Source organism: Streptomyces sp. NBRC 109706 (assembly GCF_000974485.1).
In the GTDB taxonomy this organism is placed as follows: domain Bacteria; phylum Actinomycetota; class Actinomycetes; order Streptomycetales; family Streptomycetaceae; genus Streptomyces.
In genome coordinates this window covers 675,936-693,201 of sequence record NZ_BBOM01000004.1, presented here as the reverse complement: position 1 = coordinate 693,201, position 17,266 = coordinate 675,936, and the positions used below count along the sequence as shown (strand labels likewise).

Genomic DNA, 17,266 nt, shown 5'->3' with positions numbered 1-17,266 from the left:
AAGGCCGCGCGTGATCGAATGAGGGCATGCGCGCGCGTTCCTATGATCCGGATCTGACCCCGCCGTGGAAACGTCCCCGGGCCGTGCCCGAGGTGCCGGCCGAGCCGGGTCTGGTGGTCGAGGAGGTGACCACCGGGTTCTGCGGGGCCGTGATCCGCTGGGAGAAGACGGCCGAGGGGCCGACCGTCACCCTGGAGGACCGGTTCGGCGGGCATCGGGTCTTCCCCATGGTGGCGCGCGGCTTTCTGCTGGAGGGGCGCGAGGTGACGCTGGTGCGCCCCGCGCCCGCGGCGCCCAGGCGCCCGGCGCGCACCGCCTCGGGTTCGGTGGCGCCGCCCCCGGCGCGCGCCAGGGTGGCGCGCGCCGGCCGGATCTTTGTGGAGGGCCGGCACGACGCGGAGCTGGTGGAGCGGGTCTGGGGCGACGATCTGCGGGCCGAGGGCGTGGTGGTGGAGTTCCTGGCAGGGGTGGACGATCTGCCGTCGGTGGTCAGGGAGTTCGGGCCCTCGCCGGAGGCCAGGCTGGGCGTGCTGGTCGACCATCTGGTGCCGGGTTCCAAGGAGTGGCGGATCGCCGAGGCGGTGCGCGCGGAGTACGGCGAGGATCTGGTGCTGGTGGTCGGGCACCCGTTCGTGGACATCTGGGCGGCGGTCAAGCCGGCGGCCGTCGGCATCCCCGGCTGGCCCCGGGTGCCGCGCGGCCAGGACTGGAAGACGGGCGTCTGCCGGGCGCTCGGCTGGCCCTCCAACACCGGCGCCGCCTGGCAGCGGGTGCTGCGGAGCGTGCGGGACTTCCGGGATCTCGACCCGGGCCTCCTCGGCCCGGTGGAGCATCTGATCGACCATGTCACGGTCGGCGGCCCGGCCGGCACTCCCCGGGCCTGAGCGGGCGCGCCCGGCGGATGCCGGACAATGGCAGGTATGCCCTCCGCCCTGCCCGATGGTGAGCCCATGCCCGAGGACGGCGCGCTGCCGCCGTCCGCGCTGGCCGGCGCCGCCGATCGGCCGCTCGCCTTCTATCTGCATGTGCCCTACTGCGCGACCCGCTGCGGCTACTGCGACTTCAACACCTACACCGCCCAGGAGCTGCGCGGCTCCGGCGGGGCGCTGGCCTCCCGGGAGAACTACGCGGCGGTGCTGACGGACGAGGTGCGGCTGGCCAGAAAGGTGCTCGGGGACGACGCCCGCCGGGTGGCCACCGTCTTTGTCGGCGGCGGCACCCCCACCCTGCTGCCGCCGGCCGACCTGGGGCGGATGCTGGACGCGGTGCGCCAGGAGTTCGGTCTCGCCGCCGACGCCGAGGTCACCACCGAGGCCAACCCCGATTCGGTGGACGCGGCCGGTCTCGCCGCGCTGCGCGCCGCCGGGTTCAACCGGATCTCGTTCGGGATGCAGAGCGCCCGCCCCCATGTGCTGCGGCTGCTGGAGCGCACCCACACCCCGGGCCGCCCCGAGCTGGCCGTCGCCGAGGCGCGGGCGGCCGGCTTCGAACATGTCAATCTCGACCTGATCTACGGGGCCCCAGGCGAGAGCGAGGCGGACTGGGGGGCCTCCCTTGAGGCGGCCATCGGCGCCGGTCCCGACCATGTCTCCGCCTATTCGCTGATCGTGGAGGAGGGCACCAGGCTCGGGCAGCGGGTGCGCCGGGGCGAGGTGCCGATGACCGACGAGGACGTGCACGCCGACCGCTACCTCCAGGCGGACCGGGTGCTGTCGGCGGCCGGCTTCTCCTGGTACGAGGTGTCCAACTGGGCCACGACGCCGGCCGGCCGCTGCCGGCACAACGAGCTGTACTGGACGGGCGCCGACTGGTGGGGCGCCGGCCCCGGCGCGCACAGCCATGTCGGCGGGGTCCGCTGGTGGAACGTCAAGCATCCGGGCGCCTATGCGCAGGCCCTGGCCGAGGGGCGTTCGCCGGGCGCCGGCCGGGAGCTGCTGACGCCCGAGGACCAGCGGGTGGAACGGGTGCTGCTTGAGCTGCGGCTGGTCGACGGCTGCCCGTTGACGTTGCTGCGCCCCGAGGGGCGCGCGGCGGCCGAACGCGCGCTGGCCGACGGTCTGTTGCGCCCCGACGCCCATGCCGACGGCCGCGCGGCGCTCACGCTGCGCGGCCGTCTGCTGGCCGATGCCCTGGTGCGGGATCTGGTGGACTGACCGGACGGGGCCGGCGGGGGCCGGGCGTTACGGCGTCGGGTACATCTCCTCGATCAGGTGCTGGTACTCGCCCTCGACGACGGGCCGCTTGAGCTTGAGGCTCGGGGTCAACTCGCCGTGCTCGATGTCCAGCTCGCGGGGCAGCAGCCGGAAGGTCTTGATCGTCTGCCAGCGCTGGAGCGTGCCGTTGAGCTGCTCGACATAGCCGTCGATCAGGGCCACCGTGCGCTGGTCCGCGACGATCTGCGGGTAGTCGCCCGAGACGCCGTTCTCCTTGGCCCAGGCCGTCAGGGCCACCTCGTCCAGCGCGATCAGCGCGGAACAGAACTTCCGTCCGGCGCCGATCACCAGCATCGAGGAGACATAGGGGCAGACCACCTTGAACCGGCCCTCGATCTCGGTCGGCGCCACATACTTGCCGAGCGAGGTCTTGAAGAGGTCCTTCTTGCGGTCGGTGATCTTGAGGTACCCGTCGTCGGAGACCTCGCCGATGTCCCCGGTGTGGAACCAGCCGTCCTCCGTCAGCACCTCGGCGGTGAGCTCGGGCCGGCCGTGGTAGCCGTCCATGATGCCGGGGCCGCGCAGCAGCACCTCGCCGTCGTCGGCGATCCGCACCTCAAGATCGGGCAGCGCCTTGCCGACGGTGCCGACGCGGTTGCTCTCCCGGCGGTTGACGAAGCTGGCCGCGGCCGACTCGGTGAGCCCGTAGCCCTCCAGAATGGGAATGCCGGCGCCGGTGAAGAAGAAGCCCAGCTCGGGGGTAAGCCTGGCGGAGCCGGAGACACAGGCCTTCATCCGGCCGCCGAAGGCGGCGCGGATCTTGGCGAAGACCAGCTTGTCCGCGATCCGGTGCTTGATCGCCAGCCCCGTGGGGACGGAGGCCCGCCCGGTGCGCCGGTGGTTGTCCTGGGAGACACGCGCGTAGTCCCTGGCCACCTGGGCGGCCCAGGTGAAGATCTTGTACTTCGCGGCGCCGCCGGCCTTCGCCTTGGCGGCCACGCCGTTGTACACCCGCTCGAAGATGCGCGGCACCGCGCACATCGCGGTGGGCTGGACCGCCGGCAGGTTCTCGATGATCTTGTCGACCCGGCCGTCGACGGCCAGCACATGCCCGACCTTGACATGGGCCGCCAGCAGCACCTTGCCGAAGACGTGCGCCAGCGGCAGCCACAGGTACTGCACGTCGTCGGGCAGCATCATCTCGATCTGCTCGATGCCGTACCCCATGTAGGACCAGGTGTCCTGGCGCAGCCGCACGCCCTTGGGGCGGCCGGTGGTGCCCGAGGTGTAGATCAGGGTGGCCAGCTGGTCGCCGCGGAGCGCGGAGACGGTGTCCTTGACCGCGTCCGGCTTGTCCGCCAGATAGCGGGCGCCGCGCTCGGCGAGGTCGGCGAGCGAGAGCACCCAGCCGTCCGGGTCCCCGTCGGCGGCGACCGCGTCGTCGCCCTCCAGCACGACGACATGGACCACCTCGGGCAGCTCGGCGCGGCGCTCCCGCACCTTGGCCAGCTGCTCGGCGTCCTCCGCGAACACGACCCGGCTGCCCGAGTCGGCCAGGATGAACGCCGTCTCCTCGGCGTCCGTCTGCGGGTAGACCGTGGTGGTCGCCGCGCCGGCGCACATGATCCCCAGGTCGGCCAGCACCCAGTCCACCCGGGTGCTGGAGGCTATCGCCACCCGCTCCTCGGGGCGTACCCCGAGGTCCATCAGCCCGGCGGCGATGGCGAAGACCCGGGTGCCGGCCTCCTCCCAGGTGTAGCTGCGCCACTCGTCGGGACCGCCCCCGGCGCTGGGCACCGGGTAACGGAACGCCTCGCGTTCCGGGGTGGCCGCCACCCGATCGAGAAACACGTGCGCCACGGACGGGGGCCGCTTCTTCATGGCCTGCTCATTCACGCTCACGACTTCCTCCGGGTGCCGCAGTGCAACGGGGGTGACCTGCGGGTAACTTCCCGCTGGGGCGAACAGACTAAGCGGCCGGGCCCTCACATGTAAGGGGGACGGCCAACAGTCAGGTGCCCCTGGTTGTTGTGCTACTTCTTACCTTTCGCCTCGCCGCCCCCGTCGGAGTCGGAGGAGAGCGCGGCGATGAACGCCTCCTGGGGGACCTCCACCCGGCCGACCATCTTCATCCGCTTCTTGCCCTCCTTCTGCTTCTCCAGGAGCTTGCGCTTACGGGAGATGTCGCCGCCGTAGCACTTCGAGAGCACATCCTTACGAATGGCGCGCACCGTCTCCCGCGCGATCACCCGCGAGCCGATGGCCGCCTGGATGGGGACCTCGAACTGCTGCCTGGGGATGAGCTCCCGCAGCTTGCCGGCCATCCGCACCCCGTAGGCATACGCCTTGTCCTTGTGCACGATCGCGGAGAACGCGTCGACCTTGTCGCCGTGCAGCAGGATGTCGACCTTGACCAGCGCGGCGGCCGTCTCGCCCGTGGGCTCGTAGTCCAGCGAGGCATAGCCCCTGGTCTTGGACTTCAGCGCGTCGAAGAAGTCGAAGACGATCTCCGCCAGCGGCAGCGTGTAGCGCAGCTCGACGCGCTCCTCGGAGAGGTAGTCCATCCCCTGGAGCGCGCCCCTGCGGTTCTGGCAGAGCTCCATGATCGCGCCGATGAACTCGCTGGGCGCGATCAACGTCGCCCGCACCACCGGCTCGCGGACCTCGGCGATCTTGCCGCCCGGATACTCGCTCGGGTTGGTGACGGTGAACTCGGCGCCGTCCTCCATGGTCACCTGATAGACCACGTTCGGTGCGGTCGCGATCAGATCAAGACCGAATTCGCGCTCCAACCGCTCACGGATGACCTCCAGATGCAGCAGCCCCAGAAAGCCCACCCGGAAGCCGAAGCCGAGCGCGGCCGAGGTCTCCGGCTCGTAGACCAGCGCGGCATCGTTGAGCTGCAGCTTCTCCAACGCGTCGCGGAGCGCCGGATAGTCGGAGCCGTCGATCGGGTACAGCCCGGAGAACACCATGGGCTTGGGGTCCTTGTAGCCGCCCAGCGCCTCGGTGGCGCCATGGCGCTGGAGGGTGACGGTGTCACCGACCTTGGACTGTCTGACGTCCTTCACCCCGGTGATCAGATAGCCCACCTCACCCACGGCGAGGCCGTCGGCCGGGGTCATCTCCGGGGAGTTCACCCCGATCTCCAGCAGCTCGTGGGTGGCGCCGGTGGACATCATCTGGATCCGCTCGCGCCTGCCGAGCCGTCCGTCCACCATCTTCACGTAGGTGACCACGCCCCGGTAGGCGTCGTAGACCGAGTCGAAGATCATCGCGCGGGCGGGGGCGTCCGCCACGCCGACGGGCGCCGGCACCTGCCGGATCACCTCGTCGAGGAGCGCTTCCACGCCCTCGCCGGTCTTGGCCGAGACGCGCAGCACATCCCCGGGATCGCAGCCGATCAGATGCGCCAACTCGGCGGCGAACTTCTCCGGTTGGGCGGCCGGCAGATCGATCTTGTTGAGGACGGGGATGATCGTGAGGTCGTTCTCCATGGCCAGATAGAGGTTGGCCAGGGTCTGCGCCTCGATGCCCTGGGCGGCGTCCACCAGCAGGATGCAGCCCTCACAGGCGGCCAGCGAACGGGACACCTCGTAGGTGAAGTCCACATGGCCAGGGGTGTCGATCATGTTCAGCACATGGGCCGTGCCGTCCTCGGCGCCCCAGGGCATCCGGACCGCCTGGGACTTGATCGTGATGCCACGCTCGCGCTCGATATCCATCCGGTCGAGGTACTGGGCGCGCATCTGCCGCTGATCGACCACGCCGGTCAGCTGGAGCATCCGGTCGGCGAGGGTGGACTTGCCGTGGTCGATGTGCGCGATGATGCAGAAGTTGCGAATCAGGGCCGGGGCGGTACGGCTGGGCTCCGGCGCGTTCGAGGGGATCGCGGGCACGCGGGGTCCTGTCGGTGAATGGCGGTCGTGGCTTGGTCGCCCCCATGGTCCCATGCGCGGGGGGCGGAGCCCGATGCGGAAGGCGACCGGGGGCGCTGGTAGGCTGGTCCACTGCCCCTGGTGCGGGATGGCCGCCGGGGGTGCTCCACCGGCAACGAACAGTCCATCCGCTGCTCGACCGATACATCCGAACCATTCGGGCGCCGAACGCTCTCGGCTCTCTCGAATTCTTCTCGAACCTGCAAAGGCTCATTCGTGGCGAACATCAAGTCCCAGATCAAGCGGATCAAGACCAACGAGAAGGCCCGGCTGCGCAACCAGGCGATCAAGTCCGAGGTCAAGACCGCGATCCGGCGGGCCCGTGAGGCCGCCGCCAACGGCGACTACGAGCAGGCCGAGGCCGCTCGCCGGACCGCCGCCCAGAAGCTGGACAAGGCCGTCAGCAAGGGTGTGCTGCACCCCAACAACGCGGCCAACAAGAAGTCCGCCCTGGCTGCTCGGGTCAACGCGCTCCAGGGCTGATCGGGCGCGACAGCGGCATCGGCCCGGCCTCAGCGGCCCCTCTCTCCGCGCCGGCCGACGCCCATCGGGCACCACGCTGATCCCAAGTTCGCCACGCGGGTGCGGTGCCCACCGCCCACCAAGATCACACGACGAAGGCCCCGACCGCCGAACAGGCGGCCGGGGCCTTCGCCATGCCCGCGTCGGGCCCACGCCTTCCGCCCGCGCGGTCCTGGACGGGGGGCCGGTACGTCGCCGGTCCTGAACGGGGGGCCGGTACGTCGCCGGTGGGATCCACCCAGGAGGGTGACGGGGTTTTCCACAGGGGCCGGGTTATCCACAGATCCGCGGCCAATCCGTCACGGAGAGTGAGAAACGGCTACCTTCCCGGCCATGGATACACAACTGTGGGACGGCCGGGAGAGCAGGAACGGCCGGGAGGATCTGGATGATCGCCGTGCTGGTGCCGGTGCTGATGCTGGTGCCGGTGGCGGCACCGGTACGGGCGGTGGAGTTCGTCGGGCGCGAGGGCGGGGGCGTGGTGGTGGGGCCGGAGCCCGGCCCGGCGGTGCGGCGGGGCGGGGGCCCGGGCGGCATGCCGCCCCCCGGCGCTCCCGGTTCTCGGGCCCGAGCGGGATCCCGTCGCCGGTGTTGGCCGGCCGGGCGGCGGCGCTGTTCCCCGACGCGTCGGCTGACGCGGCGCCCTCGGTGCCCGTCGGGTCGTCGGCGCCCGCGGAGTCATCGGTCGATACGCCCGACGCTTCGGGCGCGGCCCCGCCGGTGGCCGGGCCGCGCCTGTCCTGGTGGCTTCGGCTGCGGCTGGGGTTCGCCGAGCGGATGCCCTCCTGGCTGCGGCTCCGCTGTGGCCTGGAGCCGAGAGCCCTGTTGGCGCTGTTGGTGGTGCTGGTCGTCGCCGGTGGGCTGGCCGCCCACCACTTCTGGGCGGGGCGGGCGCGCGCGGTCTCCGTCGCCGAGCCGGCCGAGGCGGCCCATGGCGGCCCCGCCGCTTCCACGCACTCCGGCGCGGACGCTGGGGCGGGCGCCTCGTCCGTCGCCGATCCGTCCGCCGTGGGCGGCGCGGGCGAGCGGCTGCCCGATGTGGTGGTGGATGTGGCGGGCGAGGTCCGCGCCCCCGGGCTCTATCCGCTGCCCGCCGGCTCCCGGGTGGCCGACGCGCTGGCCGCCGCCGGCGGGCCGCTGACGCCGGCGGATGCCGAAGGGCTCAACCAGGCCCGGCTGTTGGTCGACGGGGAGCAGCTGCTGGTGGGCGGCGATCCACCACCGTCCTGGCCCGGGGGCGCGGCGCCACCGCCGGGCCGGTCCGGGCAGCCCACGGGGCCGGTCAGCCTCAACTCGGCCACCCCCGAGCAGTTGGAGGAACTCCCCGGCATCGGCCCGGTGTTGGCCCAGGAGATCGTCGGCCATCGACAGCAGCGTGGCGGATTCACGGCCATCGACCAGCTGAGCGAGGTCACCGGGATCGGCGAACGGCGCCTCGCGGAGCTGAGGGACCGTGTCACCCTCTGAGCGTCGGCCGTCGCCGATCCCCCGCTCGTCGGGCCCGACGAGCCCGCCCGCCCCGACGTTCGCCGAGTGGCCGGCCCGTACCGGCCAGCCGGAGAGGCGCGCGCTGGATCTGCGGCTGGTCCCGCCCGCCGCCTCGGCCTGGGGCTCCGCCGCCCTCGCCTGGGAGCTGCCAGGGCGCGCCACCGCCTGTTGGTCGATCGGCTGCTGCCTGGCCGGCCTGGTGCTGCTGGGCATGGCGCTGCGCCGCCGCCCCCGCCCCCTGGTGACGGCCGTCAGCCTGGTCCTGCTCTGTGCGGCGGCCGGCGGTGCGGCGGCCGGGGCCCATCGCGCCTCGGTCGGCTCGGGGCCGCTGCCGGAGCTGACGGGCCGGGAGGTCTCGGTCGAGGTCAGGCTCGGCGGGGACCCGCGCCAGGCCAAGGAGCGCGCGGGGCAGCCGGAGCGGGAGCGTCCGGTGCTGCTGACGGCCGAGGTGCGCCGCGTCGGCACCGCGGACGGCGCGGTCTGGTCGACGGCCGACCCGGTGCTGGTGGTGGTCGAGGCCGAGCGGGCCGAGCCCTGGCTCGCCCTGCTTCCGTCCACCGGGCTCCGGTTGACCGCCAGGGTCGGGGAGCCCATCCCGGGCCGTGCCGACGAGTTCGCCGCCGTGCTGCGCGTCGCCGACGCGTCCGAGCCCGAGATCATCGCCGGTCCCTCCACCGCCCAGCGGCTCGCCGGCGCCCTCCGCGCCCGGCTGCGCGAGGCCGTCTCCGCGCTGCCGGCGGACGCCGCCGCACTGCTGCCGGCGCTGATCATCGGCGATGCCTCGGCCATCCCGGCCGAGCTGGCCGAGGCGGTGCGGGCCACCGGGCTCAGCCATCTCATCGTGGTCAGCGGAGGGCATCTGGCGATCCTCTTCGCCGTGCTGATCGGCACGCCGGCCAGCGCCTCCCGAGCCGAACGCGGCGGCCTGGCCGTGCGGTTGGGCCTGCCGCTGCGCGGCACCGCGCTGCTGGGCGGGGCGCTGTTGGTGGCCTTTCTGCTGGTCTGCCGGCCGGGCCCCAGCGTGCTGCGGGCCGCGGTCTGCGGCGGCATCGCGCTGCTGGCCATCGCCACCGGCCGGCATCGGGCGCTGCTGCCCGCCCTGGCCGCCGCCACCCTGCTGCTGGTGCTGCACGATCCACGGCTGGCGCGGTCCTTCGGTTTCCTGCTCTCCGTTCTGGCCACGGCGGCCCTGCTGTTGCTGGCGCCGCGCTGGAGCCTGGCCCTGCGCCGCCGGGGAGTGCCCGGCCGGCTCGCCGAGGCGCTGGCGGTGGCCGGCGCGGCCCAGCTGGTCTGTGCCCCGGTGATCACGGTCTTCGCCGGTCAGGTGAGCCTGGTGGCCATTCCCTGCGATCTGCTGGTCGCGCCGGTGGTGGCCCCGTTGCTGGTGCTGGGGTGGGCGGTCCTGCTCAGCGCGCCACTGCTGCCGCCGCTGGCCGCGGCCCTGGCCTGGCTGGCGTCCTGGCCGGGGCGCTGGATCGCCACGGTGGCCAGGCGCGGAGCCGCCCTTCCCGGCGCCGAGTTGGCCTGGCCCGCCGGTTGGTGGGGTGCCGCGCTGCTGGCAGCCGTCAGCGTGGGGCTGCTGGTCCTGGCCGCCGGCGCCGCCAGGCGCCGTGCCGGGGCGGTGGTCGGCGTGGTGCTGCTGTTGGTCGCCGTGTTCCGTCCCGCCCCGCTGCCCCGGCTGCTGACCGGCTGGCCGCCGCCGGGCTGGCGGCTGGTGGCCTGCGATGTGGGTCAGGGCGACGCACTGGTGCTGGCCGCCGGGGCCCATACGGCTCTGGTCGTCGATGCCGGGCCCGATCCGGCGGCCGTGGATCGCTGTCTGCGCCGGCTGGAGGTGCGTCACGTCCCGCTGCTCGTGCTGAGCCATTTCCACGCCGATCATGTGGCCGGCCTGCCGGGAGTGCTGCGCGGCAGAGAGGTCGCGGCGATCCGGACGAGCCCGCTGCCGGAGCCGGCGGACCAGGCGGAGCGGGTGGCGCGGCTGGCGGCCGAGGCGGGCGTCCCGGTGCTCCCCGCCGCGCCAGGGGAGCACCGGCTGGGCGGCGAGCTGAGCTGGCGGATGCTCTGGCCGCCGGACGACGCCAGGGCCCGTGGGCTGGGCGCCAACGATGCCAGCGTCACCCTGCTGTTGCGCAGCGGCGGGTTGACCATCCTGCTGCCTGGCGATCTCGAACCGCTGGGCCAGGAGGCGTTGTTGGCGGCCAACCCGGAGCTGCCCGAGGTCGATGTGCTCAAGGTTCCGCACCATGGCTCGGGCCGCCAGCACCCTCCGCTGCTCCAGCGGCTAAGGCCCCGGCTGGCCCTGATCTCGGCCGGCGCGGACAACGGCTACGGCCACCCGGCGCCGAGCACCGTCGAGGCGCTGACCGCGTCGGGTGCCGTGGTGCTGCGCACCGATGTCGACGGAGCCCTCGCGGTCGCCGAGAGCGCGTCCGGCGCCCCGCTGGGGGTGGTGCGCGGCGGGCGGGTTCAGACCAACCACCGTCCGTCGCGCATCAGCTGGCGTCCGCGCAGTTCGTTCGACTCGCGCCAGGCCCGGATGGTCCGGGGGCGGAAACGCAGCGAGGCCCAGCCCGGCCGGTCCGTCGCGTCCCAGCCCAGCTTGCCCCGGAAGGCGGCGGCCTCGGCCGCGTCCACGGCCCCGGGCGCCACCGGTTCGGCGGTGGCCTCGATCAGCACCACATCCCTGGTGTGCCCCAGGCTCAGGGTGGCGCGCCCGTTGGCCGCGATGTTCCGGGCGGTGGGGTTGCCGGCCTTGGTGGCCATCAGCAGGGTCTCATCCCACCAGAGGAAGCAGAGCGGCACCAGACAGGGCTCACCCGCCAGGTCCGCGGTCGCCACCCAGACATCCTGGTCCTCGGAGAGCCGGGTCAGCACATCTCGCTTGCGTCGCTCCGGAGTTCGCGGCTCCGGCTTCCCGTCAACCATGATCCCGAGGCTACTTCGGGAGGCCGGGCGGACGGATCGGCCCATGGTCCTAGGTCGTGTCCTGGCCAACGCCTCGCCGGCCGGCCGTGGTTGCTCGGGCGCGGTTCCTCGGGGACGGGGGGCGTCAGTCCCCTTCCGAGGTGAGGCGTCAGTCCCGTTCCAGCCAGCCCTCGTGGGCCTCGGCGAGGGTGGCCAGGGCGGCCGGGTCGGACACTTCGCTCTCCACGACCACCAGCCACTGGGCGTCCTCGGCGTCGTCCTCGCCGGCGAGGGCGTCCCGCACCGGCTCGGGCTCCTCGGCCAGCCGCAGCAGCTCGGCCACCTTCTCCGCCACCTCCTCCGCCGTCTCGCGGTCGGGCAGCACCAGGATGTGTCGCGCGTCAGTCACCGGCCCATTCTCCCGCGCTCGGTTCCGCCGCTGTCAGTGGCGCGTGGGATGCTGAGCCGCATGGTTGGCAGGGGCAGTAGGAACGACGGCGGCGGTCCGGCCGCGGTCACGCTCGCGGTGGGCCAGGAGGAGCTGCTGCTCGATCGCGCCGTGCGGGAGGTGGTCCAGGCGGCCAGGGCCGGCGATCCCGATACGGATGTGCGGGAGCTGATGGCGCCCGATCTCCGTCCCGGCACGCTGGCGGAGCTGACCAGCCCCTCGCTCTTCGCCGAGCGGAAGGTGGTGGTGGTCCGCCAGGCGCAGGATCTCGCCGCCGACACGGTCAAGGACGTCAAGAACTACCTGACGGCGCCCGCCGAGGAGATCAGCCTGGTGCTGGTGCACGCCGGCGGCGTCAAGGGCAAGGGCCTGCTGGACGCGGCCCGGAAGGCGGGCGCCGCCGAGGTCGCCTGTCCCAAGATGACAAAGCCGGCCGATCGGTTGGGGTTCGTCCGGGGGGAGTTCAGGGCGCTGGGGCGCAGCGCCACGCCGGCCGCCTGCCAGGCCCTGGTGGACGCCATCGGCGGGGATCTGCGCGAGCTGGCGTCGGCCTGCGCGCAGCTGTCCTCCGATATCGAGGGCACCATCGACGACGAGGTGGTCGCCCGCTACTACACCGGCCGGGCCGAGGCGTCGAGCTTCACGGTGGCGGACCGCGCGGTCGAGGGGCGCACGGCGGACGCGTTGGAGGCGCTGCGCTGGGCGTTGGCCACCGGGGTGGCCCCCGTCCTGGTCACCAGCGCGTTGGCGCAGGGCGTGCGGGCCATCGGCAAGCTGGCCGGTGCCCCCGGCGGCATGCGGCCGGCCGATCTGGCCCGGGAGTTGGGGATGCCGCCCTGGAAGGTGGACCGGGTGCGGCAGCAGGCCCGTGGGTGGTCCGCCGACGGCGTGGCCACGGCGCTGCGCGCCGTCGCCGATGCGGACGCGGCCGTCAAGGGCGGCGGCTACGACCCGGGCTACGCCCTGGAGCGCGCCGTCATCACCATCGCCCACGCCCGCCGTTGACCCCCGGCCCACCCGCCGGGAACGCTGTCCGGCCGGGAGTCCTATCGGGGTGAGACGATCGCGCCCAGGAGGCCCGGGCCCGTGTGGGCGCCCAACACGGCGCCCACCTCGCTGACATGCAGCTCCACCAGGCCCGGCAGCCGTCCCCGCAGCCGTTCGGCGAGCTGGGTGGCCCGTTCCTCCGCCGCGAGGTGGTGCACCGCGACATCGACGGGTCCCGAGCCGGCGTGCTCCACCGCCAGTTCCTCAAGGCGGGCGATGGCGCGGGACGCGGTGCGCACCTTCTCCAGCGGCTCGATCCGCCCCCCCGACAGTTCCAGCAGCGGCTTCACCGACAGCGCCGAGCCGAACAGCGCCTGTGCCGTGCCGATGCGGCCACCGCGCCGCAGATGTTCCAGGGTGTCGACATAGAAGACGGCCCGCGTCGCCTCGGCGCGTTTGACGGCCGCGGCGACCGCTTCGTCGAGACCGCCGCCCGCCGCCACGACTTCGCTGGCCGCCAGCACGCTGAAGCCCAGCGCCATCGCGATCATCGCGCTGTCCACTACCCGCACCGGCACCGGCGATTCGCGGGCCGCCAGCAGCGCCGCGTCATAGGTGCCGGAGATCTCGGAGGACAGATGCAGCGAGAGGATGCCGCCCGCCCCCGCCCTGGCCGCCTCGCGGTACGCCTCGGCGAACTCGGCCGGGCTCGGCCGGGAGGTGGTCACCGACTGCTTCTGGCCGAGCGCCTGGGCCAGCCGCCGCGCCGCCGTGTCGGTGCCGTCCTCCAGTGCCTCGCCGCCCAGGACCACGGTCAGCGGCACGACCACTACACCGTGTCGCTCGACCATCGGTTGCGGCAGGTAGGCCGTGGAATCAGTGATGATGGCGACAGAGCGGGACATAGACCGGAGACTAGCGGAGCGCGACGCCCCTTCTCGGATCGGTCCGGAACCGCTGTTCCGGCGGGCTCAGCCCCGCGCCTCCTCCGGGCCCGGCAGGCGGCCCTCGGCGCCGGACGCCGGCCCGTCGACCGGCCGGCCGCTCGGCCGCCTGGCGGCCCCGGGGACGGTCGGCGCCCAGTGCCGCAGCGCCTTGGCCTCCAGCGTGATCCGCTCCTGCAGGGTGTCCAGATCCTCGCCCTCGTCATGCCGGGCACGCTCGTTGGCCGCCTCGCGCAGCGCTATGGCCGAAGCCCGGATCCGCTCGGCGCGCGCCCGCAGCGCGGGCAGCCGCTCGGCGATCAACGCGCGGTCCCGCTCGCCGCCGACGACCAACGCCGCCAGCTCGGCGTCCAGCCGCGCGGCATGGCCGGCGAGCTGCTCGCTGAGCGCGAGCGCCTCGCCGAGCGAGGGGTCGTGCGCGACGCCGGCCAGCAGGATCGCGCGGGCGCTCTCCACGCTGGCCCGCAGCTCCTTGCGGGTGCGGGCGACCTCGCCCACCGCGCCCGGCTGGGCGGCGCGGGCGGAGAGCGCCGCGTCCCCGGCCCGGCGCCGCAGCTCCTGCCGCGCGACGGTCGCCCGGCGCTGCAGCGCGCGCACGCCACGCCGCACCGCGATGGCCGACGCGACAAAGGTCAGCGCCAGAAAGAAGAACAGGACGAGAGCCACCTCCATACCTCCAGAGTAGGCCCTCGTCCTGACAACGACCCCACGTCGCGTCGACGTCCGAGGCAACCCCCGAGCGGTCGGCGCTCAGGCGGGAACGATGTTGACCAACTTCGGCGCGCGCACGATCACTTTCCGGATCCCGGCGCCGCCCAGCGCCTGGACGACGGCCGGTTCGGCCAGCGCCAGCGCCTCCAGCTCGCTCTCGGCGATCCCCGGCACCACCTCAAGACGGGCCCGCACCTTGCCGCGCACCTGGACGACACAGGTGACCGTCTCGTCCGCGACATAGGCCGGATTGGCCAGCGGGAAGTCCTGGTGGGCGACGCTGCCCTCGTGGCCCAGCCGCCGCCACAGCTCCTCCGCGATATGCGGGGCCAGCGGGGAGACCAGCAGCACCAGCGTCTCGGCCGTGCTCCTGGGCACCTCGGTCAGCTTGGTGACATGGTTGTTCAGCTCGGTGATCTTGGCGATGGCCGTGTTGAACCGCAGCTGGTCCAGGTCCTGGCTGACGCCGTGGATCGCCTTGTGGGTGACCCGCAGGGTGGTCTCGTCCGGCTCGGTGTCCACCACGGTCACCTCGCCGGTCGTCTCGTCCAGCACATTGCGCCAGATCCGCTGCAGCAGGCGGTACTGGCCGACCACGGCGCGCGTCTCCCAGGGTCGGGAGACGTCCAGCGGGCCCATCGCCATCTCGTAGAGCCGCAGGGTGTCGGCGCCGTAGGCGACGAAGATCTCGTCCGGGGAGACGACGTTCTTCAGGGACTTGCCGATCTTGCCCAGTTCCTTGGTGACGGCCTCGCCGGCGAAGTAGTAGCCGCCGTCGCGCTCCTCCACCTCGGCCGCCGGGACCGGGAAGCCCCGGGCGTCGCGGTAGACATACGCCTGGATCATGCCCTGGTTGAACAGCTTGTGGTACGGCTCGGGCGCCGAGACATGCCCCAGGTCGAACAGCACCTTCTGCCAGAACCGGGCGTACAGCAGGTGCAGCACCGCGTGCTCGGAGCCGCCCACATACAGGTCGACGCCGCCGGACGGCATGCCCTCGCGCGGGGACATCCAGTACTTCTCGACCTCGGGGTCGACCAGCTGCCGGTCGTTGTGCGGGTCCAGATAGCGCAGGTGGTACCAGCAGGACCCGGCCCAGTTGGGCATGGTGTTGGTCTCCCTGCGGTACCGCCTGGGCCCGTCGCCCAGGTCCAGGGTGACGTGGGTCCACTCCTCGTTCCGGGACAGCGGGGTCTCCGGCTCGGTGTCCGCGTCCTCCGGCTCGAAGGTGCGCGGCGAGTAGTTCTCCACCTCTGGCAGTTCCAGCGGCAGCATCGAGTCGGGCAGCGCGTGGGCCACGCCGTCCTCGTCGTAGACGATGGGGAAGGGCTCGCCCCAGTACCGCTGGCGGCTGAACAGCCAGTCCCGCAGCCGGAAGTTGACGGTGCCCTCGCCCAGCCCTGTGGACCGCAGCCAGGCGGTGGTGCGGGCCTTGGCCTCGGGCACGCTCAGCCCGTCCAGCGACACCTGGTCGTTCCCCGAGTTGACCAGCGTCGCGTCGTGGGAGGTGAAGGAGTCGTCCCAGGTGTCGGTGTCGGTTCCCCGGCCGTCCGTGGGCTGCACCACGCAGCGCATGGGCAGTTCGAAGGCGCGGGCGAACGCGAAGTCGCGGCTGTCGTGCGCCGGCACCGCCATGATGGCGCCGGTGCCGTAGCCGACCAGCACATAGTCGGCGACAAAGACCGGGATGCGCTCGCCGTTGCCCGGGTTGGTGGCGAAGGCGCCGGTGAAGACGCCCGTCTTCTCCCGGGCGTCGGCCTGCCGCTCGACGTCGGACTTGGCGCCGGCCTGCCTGCGGTAGGCGGCGACGGCCTCGGCCGGGGTGGCGTGGCCGCCCGTCCAGGCGTCCCTGGTGCCCTCGGGCCAGGCGGCCGGCAGCACATCGTCCACCAGCGGGTGTTCCGGGGCCAGCACCAGGTAGGTGGCGCCGAACAGGGTGTCCTGCCGGGTGGTGAAGACGGTGACGGTGCCGGTGCCGCCGGTGTCCCTGTCCCCCACCTGGAACGCGATCCGCGCGCCCTCGGAGCGGCCGATCCAGTTGCGTTGCTGCAGCTTGATCGCCTCGGGCCAGTCGACCGTGTCCAGATCGGCCAGCAGCCGGTCGGCGTAGGCGGTGATCCGCATGTTCCACTGCCGCAGCTTGGACTTGAAGACCGGGAAGTTGCCGCGCTCGGAGCGACCGTCGGCGGTGACCTCCTCGTTGGCCAGCACGGTGCCGAGACCCGGACACCAGTTGACGGGGGACTCGGAGGCATAGGCCAGCCGGTACCGGCCCAGCAGCTCGGCGCGTTCCACGTTGGTCAGCTCGGCCCAGGGGCGGCCGTCCGGGGTCTTCCGCTCGCCCTCGGCGAACTCGGCGATCAGCTCGTCGACGGGCCGGGCCCTGCCCTGCTCGGTGTCGTACCAGGAGTTGAAGATCCGCAGGAAGATCCACTGGGTCCAGCGGTAGTACTCCGGGTCGATGGTGGCGAACGAACGCCGCTCGTCGTAACCCAGGCCCAGCCGGCGGACCTGACGACGGTAGGTCTCGATATTGGCCTCGGTGGACACCCGGGGGTGGGTGCCGGTCTGCACCGCGTACTGCTCGGCGGGCAGGCCGAACGCGTCGTAGCCCAGGGTGTGCAGCACGTTGTGGCCGGTCATCCGCTGGAAGCGGGCGTACACGTCGGTGGCGATATAGCCCAGCGGATGGCCCACATGCAGACCCGCACCCGAGGGGTAGGGGAACATGTCCATCACGAACTTCTTCGGCTTGGCGGCCTGCGCCGCGTCGTCGTCCAGTTCGCCGACGGGGTTGGGCGCCTGGAAGGTGCCCTCGCGCTCCCAGTGCTCCTGCCAGTGCGCCTCGATCTTCGCGGCCAGCGCGGCGTCGTACCTGTGTGTCTCGCTCATCGTCCTCGAAGTCCCCTAAGCCTCGTTGGTCCTCACCGGTTCCGGCTGCGCCTGCCCATGAAAAAGCCCCTCGCACAGGAGGGGCTGGCCGCGCCGGCGTCGAAGGTCTCGCTCAGCGCGGCCGCGGAAGAAGGAGGCCAACGGCACGCATGGAAGACAGGGTAGCGCACTCGCCCGGGCCGCCCGCCGCGCGTCAGGACCGCCGTCGGCGCCCGATTCGTCCGACGGGCCCGGCATGCGGAACGCGCCGCCGCCGGTGGACGGAACGAAAGAGCC

General features: G+C 72.8%; 12 protein-coding genes and 1 pseudogene. 6 read left to right on the top strand and 7 right to left on the bottom strand.

Going from position 1 to position 17,266, the window contains the following annotated elements:
* Positions 1-26 precede the first annotated feature (26 nt).
* Together AOM46_RS02685 and hemW are read left to right on the top strand one after the other, a co-directional pair.
* Complete coding sequence (locus tag AOM46_RS02685; RefSeq protein WP_062204989.1) at positions 27-884, top strand: DUF3097 family protein; 858 nt, start codon at positions 27-29, stop codon at positions 882-884.
* A gap of 36 nt (positions 885-920) precedes the next feature.
* Entirely contained in the window at positions 921-2,153 is a 1,233-nt protein-coding gene (gene hemW / locus AOM46_RS02680; protein WP_062204987.1) for a radical SAM family heme chaperone HemW, read from the top strand.
* A 27-nt stretch (positions 2,154-2,180) separates the two neighbouring features.
* Here the strand turns inward: hemW and AOM46_RS02675 are convergent, their stop codons facing one another.
* Positions 2,181-4,034 carry a long-chain fatty acid--CoA ligase gene (locus tag AOM46_RS02675; protein WP_107079956.1) on the bottom strand — a complete coding sequence of 618 codons (1,854 nt, stop codon included), beginning with the start codon at positions 4,032-4,034 and terminating at the stop codon, positions 2,181-2,183.
* A 152-nt stretch (positions 4,035-4,186) separates the two neighbouring features.
* Complete coding sequence (gene lepA, locus AOM46_RS02670) at positions 4,187-6,052, bottom strand: translation elongation factor 4 (RefSeq protein ID WP_062204980.1); 1,866 nt, start codon at positions 6,050-6,052, stop codon at positions 4,187-4,189.
* A gap of 255 nt (positions 6,053-6,307) precedes the next feature.
* Here lepA and rpsT point away from each other — a divergent pair, with 255 nt between their 5' ends.
* The 3 genes and pseudogenes from rpsT to AOM46_RS31535 all read left to right on the top strand — a co-directional run.
* Complete coding sequence (gene rpsT, locus AOM46_RS02665; RefSeq protein ID WP_062204977.1) at positions 6,308-6,574, top strand: 30S ribosomal protein S20; 267 nt, start codon at positions 6,308-6,310, stop codon at positions 6,572-6,574.
* Positions 6,575-7,201: 627 nt separating this feature from the next.
* Positions 7,202-8,080 carry a helix-hairpin-helix domain-containing protein gene (locus AOM46_RS02660; RefSeq protein WP_234313596.1) on the top strand — a complete coding sequence of 293 codons (879 nt, stop codon included), beginning with the start codon at positions 7,202-7,204 and terminating at the stop codon, positions 8,078-8,080.
* A gap of 232 nt (positions 8,081-8,312) precedes the next feature.
* Positions 8,313-10,292 (top strand): annotated as a pseudogene (locus tag AOM46_RS31535) (ComEC/Rec2 family competence protein); the annotation flags it as partial.
* A 278-nt stretch (positions 10,293-10,570) separates the two neighbouring features.
* Here AOM46_RS31535 and AOM46_RS31530 read toward each other — a convergent pair.
* Both AOM46_RS31530 and AOM46_RS35070 read right to left on the bottom strand, forming a co-directional pair.
* Positions 10,571-11,029 (bottom strand): pyridoxamine 5'-phosphate oxidase family protein, encoded by a 459-nt coding sequence (locus tag AOM46_RS31530; RefSeq protein ID WP_078856484.1) that lies wholly within the window; start codon positions 11,027-11,029, stop codon positions 10,571-10,573.
* 148 nt (positions 11,030-11,177) lie between these two features.
* Positions 11,178-11,417 carry a hypothetical protein gene (locus tag AOM46_RS35070; RefSeq protein WP_078856483.1) on the bottom strand — a complete coding sequence of 80 codons (240 nt, stop codon included), beginning with the start codon at positions 11,415-11,417 and terminating at the stop codon, positions 11,178-11,180.
* A 48-nt stretch (positions 11,418-11,465) separates the two neighbouring features.
* Between AOM46_RS35070 and holA the strand changes: the two genes are divergently transcribed.
* Positions 11,466-12,461 carry a DNA polymerase III subunit delta gene (gene holA, locus AOM46_RS31520; protein ID WP_078856482.1) on the top strand — a complete coding sequence of 332 codons (996 nt, stop codon included), beginning with the start codon at positions 11,466-11,468 and terminating at the stop codon, positions 12,459-12,461.
* A 41-nt stretch (positions 12,462-12,502) separates the two neighbouring features.
* On the opposite strand, the gene AOM46_RS02650 is transcribed toward holA, so the two are convergent.
* The 3 genes from AOM46_RS02650 to leuS all read right to left on the bottom strand — a co-directional run bounded on the left by AOM46_RS02650 (position 12,503) and on the right by leuS (position 16,990).
* A complete protein-coding gene (locus tag AOM46_RS02650; RefSeq protein WP_062204971.1) occupies positions 12,503-13,348 on the bottom strand; it encodes a DegV family protein in 846 nt (281 codons plus the stop codon).
* Positions 13,349-13,414: 66 nt separating this feature from the next.
* The gene (locus tag AOM46_RS02645) at positions 13,415-14,059 is read right to left on the bottom strand and encodes a hypothetical protein (protein WP_062204967.1); all 645 of its coding nucleotides are present in this window, start codon (positions 14,057-14,059) and stop codon (positions 13,415-13,417) included.
* 78 nt (positions 14,060-14,137) lie between these two features.
* Complete coding sequence (gene leuS, locus AOM46_RS02640; protein WP_062204963.1) at positions 14,138-16,990, bottom strand: leucine--tRNA ligase; 2,853 nt, start codon at positions 16,988-16,990, stop codon at positions 14,138-14,140.
* Positions 16,991-17,266 lie beyond the last annotated feature (276 nt).

Bases quoted from the DNA above. Each gene is read 5' to 3' on its own strand.
- AOM46_RS02685 (WP_062204989.1), top strand. From the start codon at position 27: ATGCGCGCGCGTTCCTATGATCCGGATCTGACCCCGCCGTGGAAACGT.
- hemW (WP_062204987.1), top strand. From the start codon at position 921: ATGCCCTCCGCCCTGCCCGATGGTGAGCCCATGCCCGAGGACGGCGCG.
- AOM46_RS02675 (WP_107079956.1), bottom strand. From the start codon at position 4,034: ATGAAGAAGCGGCCCCCGTCCGTGGCGCACGTGTTTCTCGATCGGGTG.
- AOM46_RS31530 (WP_078856484.1), bottom strand. From the start codon at position 11,029: ATGGTTGACGGGAAGCCGGAGCCGCGAACTCCGGAGCGACGCAAGCGA.
- holA (WP_078856482.1), top strand. From the start codon at position 11,466: ATGCTGAGCCGCATGGTTGGCAGGGGCAGTAGGAACGACGGCGGCGGT.
- AOM46_RS02650 (WP_062204971.1), bottom strand. From the start codon at position 13,348: ATGTCCCGCTCTGTCGCCATCATCACTGATTCCACGGCCTACCTGCCG.
- AOM46_RS02645 (WP_062204967.1), bottom strand. From the start codon at position 14,059: ATGGAGGTGGCTCTCGTCCTGTTCTTCTTTCTGGCGCTGACCTTTGTC.
- leuS (WP_062204963.1), bottom strand. From the start codon at position 16,990: ATGAGCGAGACACACAGGTACGACGCCGCGCTGGCCGCGAAGATCGAG.